The organism is Nocardia paucivorans NBRC 100373 (assembly GCF_000308675.1).
GTDB classification, from domain to species: Bacteria; Actinomycetota; Actinomycetes; order Mycobacteriales; family Mycobacteriaceae; genus Nocardia; species Nocardia paucivorans.
In genome coordinates this window covers 26,166-36,188 of the sequence record NZ_BAGE01000121.1, presented here as the reverse complement: position 1 = coordinate 36,188, position 10,023 = coordinate 26,166, and the positions used below count along the sequence as shown (strand labels likewise).

General features: G+C 62.4%; 8 protein-coding genes. All 8 read left to right on the top strand.

The features are described from left to right. Positions 1 to 265, top strand: a 265-nt coding sequence (locus ON32_RS29755) for a hypothetical protein (protein ID WP_217998111.1), incomplete at its 5' end; no start/stop codon positions are given. After that, complete coding sequence (locus tag ON32_RS24315; protein WP_217998110.1) at positions 249 to 833, top strand: hypothetical protein; 585 nt, start codon at positions 249 to 251, stop codon at positions 831 to 833. The genes ON32_RS29755 and ON32_RS24315, both read left to right, overlap by 17 nt. A 73-nt stretch (positions 834 to 906) precedes the next feature. Then, positions 907 to 2,907 carry a type VII secretion target gene (locus ON32_RS24310; protein ID WP_040793349.1) on the top strand — a complete coding sequence of 667 codons (2,001 nt, stop codon included), beginning with the start codon at positions 907 to 909 and terminating at the stop codon, positions 2,905 to 2,907. Positions 2,908 to 3,181: 274 nt separating this feature from the next. Next, positions 3,182 to 3,445 (top strand): hypothetical protein, encoded by a 264-nt coding sequence (locus ON32_RS24305; protein WP_157224334.1) that lies wholly within the window; start codon positions 3,182 to 3,184, stop codon positions 3,443 to 3,445. A gap of 37 nt (positions 3,446 to 3,482) precedes the next feature. Further along, entirely contained in the window at positions 3,483 to 3,830 is a 348-nt protein-coding gene (locus tag ON32_RS24300) for a hypothetical protein (RefSeq protein ID WP_040793348.1), read from the top strand. Between the two features lie 112 nt (positions 3,831 to 3,942). After that, positions 3,943 to 4,260: a hypothetical protein gene (locus ON32_RS24295; protein ID WP_040793347.1), complete on the top strand. Its 318-nt coding sequence runs from the start codon at positions 3,943 to 3,945 to the stop codon at positions 4,258 to 4,260. A 94-nt stretch (positions 4,261 to 4,354) separates the two neighbouring features. After that, positions 4,355 to 6,763, top strand: coding sequence for a hypothetical protein (locus ON32_RS24290; RefSeq protein WP_157224333.1), 2,409 nt, complete (start codon positions 4,355 to 4,357; stop codon positions 6,761 to 6,763). A 511-nt stretch (positions 6,764 to 7,274) separates the two neighbouring features. Further along, positions 7,275 to 9,647 carry a hypothetical protein gene (locus ON32_RS24285; RefSeq protein WP_157224332.1) on the top strand — a complete coding sequence of 791 codons (2,373 nt, stop codon included), beginning with the start codon at positions 7,275 to 7,277 and terminating at the stop codon, positions 9,645 to 9,647. The last annotated feature ends 376 nt before the right edge of the window (positions 9,648 to 10,023 follow it).

The window sequence follows — 10,023 nt, the reverse complement described above, 5'->3', positions numbered from 1 at the left end:
GTCGAACGAGGGCCGTGGCTGGCTGCCCACCGACCTGTATCTGCCACGGGAGGTGACCACCCCGTGGATGTGGTCGGTAGCGGAGGGCGCGGCCTGGGAAGGAGTGGCCGATCCCGCTCGTATCCTCGCCGAATTCGCGCTGGCCTGGGGCGCCAAATCGGGGGGCCAAACTCGCCGCGGTGGCCTCCTCCCAACCGATCGATCCGGTTCTGCGCCGACAGTTGGGCGATATACCGATGGTCGGTTCGGTGCCGGCCTCCGATGAGATGGATCTGAGTCGGCCGACCGACAGCACTCTCGACCGGCTCGGGATCGTGGGTTCGCCACGATTGCTCGACCGGGCCGCCAAGGTACCCGACGAGTCGCTCGGGCAGCGGTGTCTCGAATACGCGGTGGACGCCCACATGCGGGTGATCGAAACCGGGCTCGCCAGGGCCGAATCCATGGGTGCGCCCGATATCCGGCAGCGTATTCTGCGCGCGCTGCGGCACGGTCGCGAATTCCCCCAGAGTTGGTGGGAGGAACTGCAGGAGGCCGACGATCTGCTCGCGGCCTCGGTGCTCTCGAGTCGGTTGGACGTGAGCCGGATCCCGGTGGGGGAATTGCGTTCCGACTCCGCGACGTTGGTCCTGCGCGGCTTGGGCCTGCAGCGCCGCTGCAACGAACTCGTCCTGTTGTTGGAGGGCGGATGCACCCGACAGATCCTGCGCGATGTGGTGTTCGCTCACGCCCAGGTCCGGTCGCATCCGCTGCTCGGCGACCGGCCGCCGACGGCCCCGAGGCCGGGGCGCGAAACCGGACGCTCTGCGATCTCGGCCGGTGGTCCGCGGTGAACCCGGAGTCGCTTCCCAGTTTTGGGAAGCCTCGACAATGAGGGAGTCGGTGCTGGGAAAGGATTGATCGAGCATGCCCGAAAGGCTGGAAATCGAACCGGCGGTACTGCGTGCCCTCGCGAACCAGCACGAACAGGTAGCTCGTGAGACGCGCGAATGGGCGCAACCGCCGAGAGAATGGCTCGACAACTTCCAATCGACCTATGGGAAGATCGCGGATCCGGTCCGGCTCGCGCTCGTAAGCTATTACAACGCCAGACAACGAGCCGGTGAGGCATTGGCGCAGGAACACGAGCAGACCGCCGCTTCCCTGCGCGCCTCCGCCGACGAGTACGAGCGGATGGATGCCGAATCGGCGGCGAATATCCGTCGAGTCGTTCAGGAGTCGGGAATTCCCGATACCGGGTCGCCATCCACTCCCCAGACCATGAGTCCGGTGACCACTTCGCCGGCCCCGGTCGGCACTCCGATCACGAACGGCGCCACCCCCGTCGGCACACCGGGGGTCACCGGTGGCGCGCCGATCGGCGATCCGCTCGGGACGGCCGGGACGAACGGGACGAACGGTATGGGTGCCGCGCCCACCGGCGCCTCCGCACCCGAGGGAACAACGTCCGCGCCGAGCGGCAGAGCACCCGCCTCGGCCGATGCCGGGCTCACCGGTGCATCTCCCGGACAGACCTCTTCGCCCGCCACGGCCCCGAATGCTTCCGCGCCGTCGGTCGGGCCGAATGTGGCGGCCGCCTCGACCGGGGATGTGCCACCGTCCGGGGCGGTGCCCGGCGCGCCTCTCACCGCAGGGCCGAGCTCCGGCGACGACCGCGGTGCCCACCCGGCGCAGACCAATGCGGCCGCGAACGCGGACGACACCCCGATCCCGGTGGCGCCGACACCGTTCGGCGCGGCGGTCGCCGCCGCCAAGGAGAAGGAGGCGGCACCCGATTACGTCGTCGGCGAGGAAGTGAACGAAGACCTGGTCATCGCCCGCACCCTGCTCGGTGCCGTACTGGCGGCCGTGGATTCGACCGTCGGTATGAATTGGGCGGTATCGGTGATGCGCGGTCCCGCCGGAGCGGGCATCTTCATCACCTCCAATGAGGGTCGGGGCTGGCTCCCCGCCGGGATCTACCTGCCGCGGGAGGTGTCCACACCCTGGTTGTGGGACGAGATGCTGCGCAGCGACGATTCGCCGGGCTCGCCGTGGGAGGGAATATCCGATCCTGCTCGGGTTCTGGTGGAGTTCGGCCTGGCCTGGGGCGCGAAAGCGAACGCCCAGTTGTCGGCATTGGTCTCGTCCGGACCGATCGACCCCGGCCTGCGCGCCAATTTCACCGATGTCCCCATGCAAGGTCTCGTCGGCCCCTCCTACGATGTCGACCTGCGGGTGTTCACTCCCGATACCGTCGACCGGCTCGGCATCAGCGGCACGCCGCAGGCGTTGGACAGCGTTGCGGCGATCCCCGACGATCGCGTGCAGGCACGCTGCCTCGAACTCGCGCTCGACGCCAATGCACAGCTGTCCCGGTCGGTGCCCGCCCCGGTCGAGAGCGCAGGCGCGCGCGCCATCCGGAATAGGATTCTGGCGCAACTCGAATCCGGCACCAAGGTGCCACAGCAGTGGTGGGAGGAGCTGCGTGAGGCCGACGATCTGATCGCCGCGGCCATGATCTCGCACCGCGTCGATGTGGGACGGGTCGGTGTGGGCGAGCTGCGTGCCGACGCGGAATCGACCACCTCGCGGACCCTGGCCTGGGAGCGACGCTGCAACGAGCTGGTGGCGCTGCTCGAGCAGGAGGTGAGTCGGCAGACTCTGCGCGATGCCGTCTACGCGCACGAGCAGGTTGTCGGGCACCCGTCGTTCGTCGCGGTCCCCGCGGCCGTGTCCACACCCGAGGAGGTCCGTACGGAACGGCCCACGACCGATACGGGTGTTGTCTCGGCCTCGGCTCCGGGCGGTGCGGTGGCACCACCCAGTGGGGTGGTGGCGCCACCAACCGTCACGGCGGGCCCACCGCCCGGAGCCGTTACGGCTCCGGGAACGCAGCCGCCCGATGTCTCGCCGCAGCGCGAATGATGTCTTCGGGCACAAGGAGTCCGGAGAACGAGAACGTGAGATCCCTGGGAGGAGAAACCATGCGGAAGGGCGCGCAGCTCGGTCTGCACCCGCGCGCGATGGCCCTCGAATCGGCCACTGTGGTCTCGGAACGGGAAGTACGCCGCCCGGGCTTCGGACCCTCGATATCGGTGGGATGGCGAATGCGGCGAACCATGGGGAGGGCCTGACTATGCATCCGAAAACGGAAGCGGCACTACGATCCGGTCGAGAGCTGGTTCATACCATCGACGATATGCTCGCTCGGGTGGAACGGATTCGGGCCCGTCGTCCCTCGCCGTCCTCCCGAGTGATCCCGGAAGTGGATGCCATGGGCAGGCTGACGGATCTGTACATCGCTCCCGGTACTATCGCGAGTATGCCCGACAGCCGGGCCTTGGCGGCCGACATCATGGCGGCGATCCAGGAAAGCACCGCGGACGCTGCCCGACAGCACCGTATAGCGGTCCACGAAACCACTTGGCCCACCGTGCCGGACGTCCCGTGGATCCGACGGTGACCCGACAGCCGGCTCGGCGGCCTTCGGAGGCGATTTCATGACCGACGTGGAAGCATCGGATGGCCTCGAGGCGAATGCCCCACCGAGTTGGGCCAATCCGGTATACGAGGTGTTCAACCCCGATTATTCGGTGGGCGTGGCCTGCGACCGTAGCGGTGCGATAGTCGGTTTGCACCTCGGTGACGAGGTGTGGGAGAACACCGACGCGTGGTTGGCGGCCGAGATACTTCGAGTCGCCAAGTTGGCCTATATGAAGTCTCGCGTGGGACGACGGGCGGAGCTGTTGCGGAACGGTGGCTCTTCGCGACTTGCCGACGAAATGGGACTGCCCACCGAAGCCGCGTACACGATCGCGGAGAAGACGGAATTCGGCCAGCCACTGTGACTTCGGTTCTCGGGCCGCGGATACGTTCACGCAGGTGAACCGCCGATCATGTCCCCAATGTTGGGGATGAACGAGAATGACGACGTCGGTCGGAAGCGGAGGTCACGTCGATATGAGCGATTTTTTCAGCAATAGCCCGGAGAACACTCGTGCCCGTGGTGATGTAGAGCACGCCCACGCTCCTCGTCTTCGTAAGAAGAGCAAGAAGGACGAGGTGTGGGCGAGTGAATTCCACGAGCGGTTCGGATACGCGGCCGACGAGTTCCTGCAGCCCGCGGTTGTCCATATGGACAACCGCGAGAAGGATTTGAAGAGGCTGGCCGACAATCGGCAGACCGCGGGTGATGGTGCCTACTCGGCCGCGACCGCGTTCGAGGACAACGATGTGGACAATGCCTCGCAGACGCGGCGGACCATGCCCGAGGCGTAACGTTCTTCGATCGCGATGTCGGTAGAAGGACTCGGCATGGCCTTCGTATGCCCACAGGTATTTCGGTACTTCGTATAGATCAGGAGTTGTGCTGATGGCCCCCCTCGAGCCCAAAAAGGATCGTGGCGATATCACCGGTACAGGGGGCGTCATGAAGCCGGGCGAGGAACTCAAAGAGGGGCAATGGCTCTGGTCCAAGAATAATGTGTACCGCATGGGCCTGGAGGACGGCCGTATGGTCATCGTGCACAACGACACCGGCAAGGTGGTGCACACTTCGGGCGATCAAACCAATGGTGTCCGAATCAAGTTCACCGAAGAGTACGGCCTGTTCCATGCCGGAAGGCATCGCCTCGAGCTGCTCAGCAAGATGGACAACGAAGATTCCGACCTGTGGGTGGCTCAACCCGACACCGACGGTAAAAATAACAGTGGGTATAAAGGTCCCGGAGCCGACGAAAACACCGACTGGGACGATGAGGACAATCATAAGCCGGATCGATTCATTCTTACAGACGATGGAAACATCGTCGCATACAAAGGCAATCTGCCGGATGGATTCGACGGCAAGTTGGATGTCAAGAAGGACAAGGGGGTGTTATGGTATTGGAGAGATCCTAAAGATATCCACTCGTCCACCATAGATATCCAGAAAAAGCAGTATATCGATGGTGACCGTCCCGGTAAGAGCCCTGAAGCGGGGAGTAAAATCTCCGATTTTCCCTTGAAGATCAAAGAGCCGCCGGGAGCCTCGGATGATCTCAAACTCGCGATCGGTGTCGCCAATCTCCAGTTGAAATACCTGATGTCGCAGATGGGTTCGGGCGACTACATCCTGCCGGAGTTCCTGAAGACCGACGAGAAAAAAGACAAGAAGGCGTACGAGGGGACCATCTGGCGTGGCTCGATGGATGACAACCTGACGGAAGATTTCGCGAAGGCCATGGGCGAGGGCGCCATGGGCAAGGGGGATACCAGCGAGGCCTACCAGAAAGCGGTCAGCACGCTCGAACAGCAGGAGGTTCTCTGGGATTTCAGTGATGAGAATCTCGCTGGGTTGACCGAGAAGTTGGGTCATGCGAACCATCGAGTCTACAAGAGGATGTACGACGAGATCGAAGAGCTTCACAAGAAGATCTGGAAGGCCACAGAAGCCGGGGTCAAAGACCCTGATAATCCCGACAAGATGCTTTACACCGAGGGGGGAATTCAGAATCGCGCCGAGGAAGTGGAGATATTCAAGTTCATTCGTGACTCCGTCGTCTACTGCATCAAGCAGGTCAACGAATATGCCGATCTCGCACGGGAAAGCGGTATAGAGCTCAAGGATAAGGATCCGAAGGGGCCGGGTTACAAGGAGCCCACCAAAGAAGAGCCCGAAAAGAAACCTACCGAAAAAGGGCCCCAAAAAGGACCCACCAAAAAAGAGACCAACAACAACACCCCTCCGGGTAACACCAATATCCCTCCGGGTAATACCAATATCCCTCCGGGTAATGCCAATATCCCTCCGGGTAATACCAATATCCCTCCGGGCACTGTCATCACGCCGAATGATGGGCAGCCTACCGACAACACGACCACGAATCCGACCGACAACGGTCTTCAGGACGGCAAGACCGATCCGTCCAAGGGAACGGACGGGACCGATAGCGATCCATCGTCCACCGATTCTCCCTCCCAGGTGGGTCCCTCACCCACACAGCCCGGTCCCGTAACCGCTCCCCCCGTCCAGCCCGTCAACACCGGGGGTGGGATGGACTCGACCGCGATGGCGGCGGTAATGCCGGCCATGCTGGCGATGGCCGCGGCTCAGCTGGGGAACCAGATGAAGTCGTCCGAGAGCGATCGGGACCACGACGACAAGGACGACAAGCAGAAAGAAAAGACCGGCCCGACCAGTCCGGCGCCCGGTGCCACCGCACCCGCGCCCGGCCCCGGCGATCCCAATGCGGCTCCGCCAGGTCAGGTTACGGCGCCCACCGATACCGGTACCCCACCGCCGATCACGGCGCCCGGCCAGATGGTCCAGCATCAGCTGCCCGACAAGTCGACCGTTCAGGTGCCGCCCACGGTCGCCGAGGCGTTGAACAAGGTGCAGGCGAATACCGCACTCGATGCGGTGAGCGCGTATCAGGGGACGGTGGGTGAGTCGACACCGGAGCATCCGTGGATGACAGTGGCGAGTGCCAACGATCCCATCGATGGTGGGCGGTTGAGTACCGGTGATGTGGTGCAGTGGGATGATGGGCAGAATCGGCACAGTGCGTTGTTGGTGAAGAAGGACGGTGGGTTGTTCTTCTTGGACAACGGTCAGTTGGTGCCGTTCGATACGGAGTCGCCGAACAGCGACAAGTATGGGAAGTTCGCGGGTGTCTTCCATCCCAGTGGGATCGATGCGGGTAGTAGCTCCGCGCCGGAGCCCACCGAGCTGCCTCCGCCGGTTGTCACCCAGCAGCAGCCCGCATCTCCGCCGCCGGTTGCCCCGCCCGCGCAGGTCTGATCGGCCGAAAACGATACCGATATCGCCATTTCGATGCACGGGTGATCGATACGGGATGCGGGCAGGTCTCCAATTTTCTGGCCGGGGCCGTTTTATGCCGAAAACCGCCGATCAAATCCCCAGGATTGGGGATGAACGAGAATGGCGATGTCGGTCGGAAGCAGAGGATGCGCGGATATGAGCCCGGATTTCGGTAGCAATTCACAGAAGTGGGCGGGCCGATTCCGCAGCCGGTTCGGGTGCGTGACCGACGTGTTCCTGCGGCCCATCGCTCTCCATACGCGCAACCGTGCGAAGGGCCCGAACAAGTTGGTTGATGAGTCGCGGGTGATGGTACTTACGGAACAGCGAACGCGTTCGAGGGCAACGGTGTGGGCCACGCATCGACGGGGCGGTTCATGCCGAAGGTATGGGCTCGTTCTTCGATCGCCGTCTCGGTAGGAGGATTCGGCATGGCTCTTGCATGCCCGCAGGTATCTCGGTACGTCGTATGTGATCAGGAGTTGTGCTGATGGCCCCTCTCAAGCCCAAAGACGATGATAACACAACCGGCATCATGAAGCCGGGCAGTGAGATCAAAGAGGGCAATTGGCTCTGGTCTCCGAACAAGGAATACCGTATGGGCGTGCAGAACGGCCATATGGTCATCGTGCACAACAACACCGGAATGGTGGTGCACGAATCGAAGAATGATACCGATGGAGCCGCTGCTGATCGGATCAAGTTCACCGACCGTTCCAGGGAGGGCAGCCAAAATCTCGAGTTGCGGGACGATAAAACCGCTTTGAAGCACTGGTCGGCCAAACCTGATCTGGAACATGCTGGTCCCGCGGGCAGGGAGGAGGGCCCCGGTGGTAAAGACCAGGCGGTCAACTGGCAGTTCAAACGAGATGGTTCTCCCCAGCGGTTCGTCCTCACGAATGATGGAAATCTCGTTGCGGTCAAATATCTACCAACGGACTGGGACGGCAATCTCGACGGCACCAAATACGAGCAGGCACTGTGGTATTGGAAAAAGCCTTCAGAAATCAGCGCGGCCAAACTGAAGGCTCAAAAAGAGGAATATATCAGGGGAGACCGCCCGGGTAAGAGCCCTACGGAGGGGAGCAAGATCTCCGACTACCCATTGGAGATCGAAGCTCCGCCGGGCGCCTCGGATGATCTCAAACTTGGGATCAGTGTCGCCAATCTTCAGTTGAGATACCTGATGTCGCAGATGGGTTCGGGTGACTATGTTCTGCCGAAGTTTCTGACGACGGACGAGAAAAAAGACCAGAAGGAGTACGAGGGAACGGTCTGGAGTGGCTTCATGGACGACAATCTGTCGGGCGATTTCATGAAGGACATAGGTCAGAATCGGACCAGCGAGGAATACAAGAAGGCTGTCCGTACCCTCGAGAAGCAAGAAATTCGATGGGATTTCAGTGATGAGCAGCTTGCTGGATTGACCGAGAAGCTGGGTCGTACGAATCATCGCGTATACAAGAGGATGTATGACAGGATCGAGAATCTTCGGGAGGAGATCTGGAAATCCACAGAAGAGGGAGTTCAAGGGTACTACGGCGGGTCCTCATTCACCACCAACTTCACCCAGGGTGGGATTCAGGACCCAGCCGAGGAGACGGCAATTTTCAAGCTTATTCGTAACGCCGTTTCCTACTGCATCGACCAGGTGAACAACTACGCCGAAGCCGCTCGGGAAAGCGGTAGAGAGCTCAAGGATTCGGATCCGCACGGGCCCGGGTACGAGAAGCCCGCCAAAGAAGAACCCAAAAAGAAAACCACCACAGAAGAGCCCACAAAAAAAGAGACCGCCAAGGAACCCACCCAGAAGAAAACCACCCAAAGCACGCCGCCTGTCACCACCCAAACGCCTCCGGTCACCACCCAAACGCCTCCGGTCACCACCCAAACGCCTCCGGTCACCACCGCGCAGTATGTGGACCCGAATACGGGTACTCAGCAACAGCAGCCGACCACCCAGAACGTGGACTTCAGCCCGACATACGAGGATCTCCTGGATACGGATACGAACGGCACCTCCACGGAAACGGCCGACACCAGTGACAACAAGTCGGCCGGTGTCACCCCGGTCTCCCAGGTGACGCCCTCGCCCACCCGGACCGATTCCGGAACCACTCCCACCGGCCAGCCTGTCACCCCGACCGCCAATACCGGTGGCGGGATGATGGACCCGAACGCGATGGCGATGGCGCCCGCCATGTTGGGGATGGCAAACCAGGCGGCGAACCAGAATCAGACCGAACCCGGTCGCAACGACGGGGGCGACAAACGCAGGGAACAACCGGGCCCTGTCGGTACGACCCCGGGGCCCAACCAGCCCACGACCACACCCCCCGGTCCCAATACCGGTGGCCCCACCACGGTTGTGACGGCCACGAATGCCGGTACCCCACCGCCGGTGCAGATGCCCGGCCAGATGGTCGATCACCCATTGCCCGACAAGTCGACCGTTCAGGTGTCGTCCACGGTCGCCGAGGCGTTGAACAAGGTGCAGACGAATACCGCACTCGATGCGGTGAACGCATATCACGGGACGGTGGGTGAGTCGACACCGGCGCATCCATGGATGACGGTGGCGAGTGCCACTGAGCCCATTGATGGTGGGCGGTTGAGTACCGGTGATGTGGTGCAGTGGGATGATGGGCAGAATCGGCACAGTGCGTTGCTGGTGAAGAAGGACGGTGGGTTGTTCTTCTTGGACAACGGTCAGTTGGTGCCGTTCGATACGGAGTCGCCGAACAGCGACAAGTATGGGAAGTTCGCGGGTGTCTTCCATCCCAGTGGTATCGATGCGGGTAGTAGCTCCGCGACAGCGCCCGCCGAGCTGCCTCCGCCGCTTTCCTCGACCACACAGGTCTGATCGACCGAAATACCCGCTCGAGGACCTTTCCTCCTGCGCCCGCCCGGCAGGGACTGGGCGTCCGTCGATAGTTGGTGCCGACGGACGCCCAGTCCATGGTCTCGAGCGGGTTCTCCCAGCGCGATATCCGCCCGAGATACCAGTGGTTCGCCCTCGCACAGACGCCCATTGACAGGGAACGGCCTCAGAGCGTGACCGAAGGCTCGGTGCGGACGGGAGGTCCCGCACGCTCTGCCGGGCCGCCTTCTATCCGGCTCGCCGGACATGCGGGAAACTGCTCTCCGCGTGGTGGACCTTCACCGGGCCGCCCTCGCGACCGCGGCCGGCCATCGGTCCCGGACCGGAGGCCGCACACTGGTTCACATGGGCTCTTGTC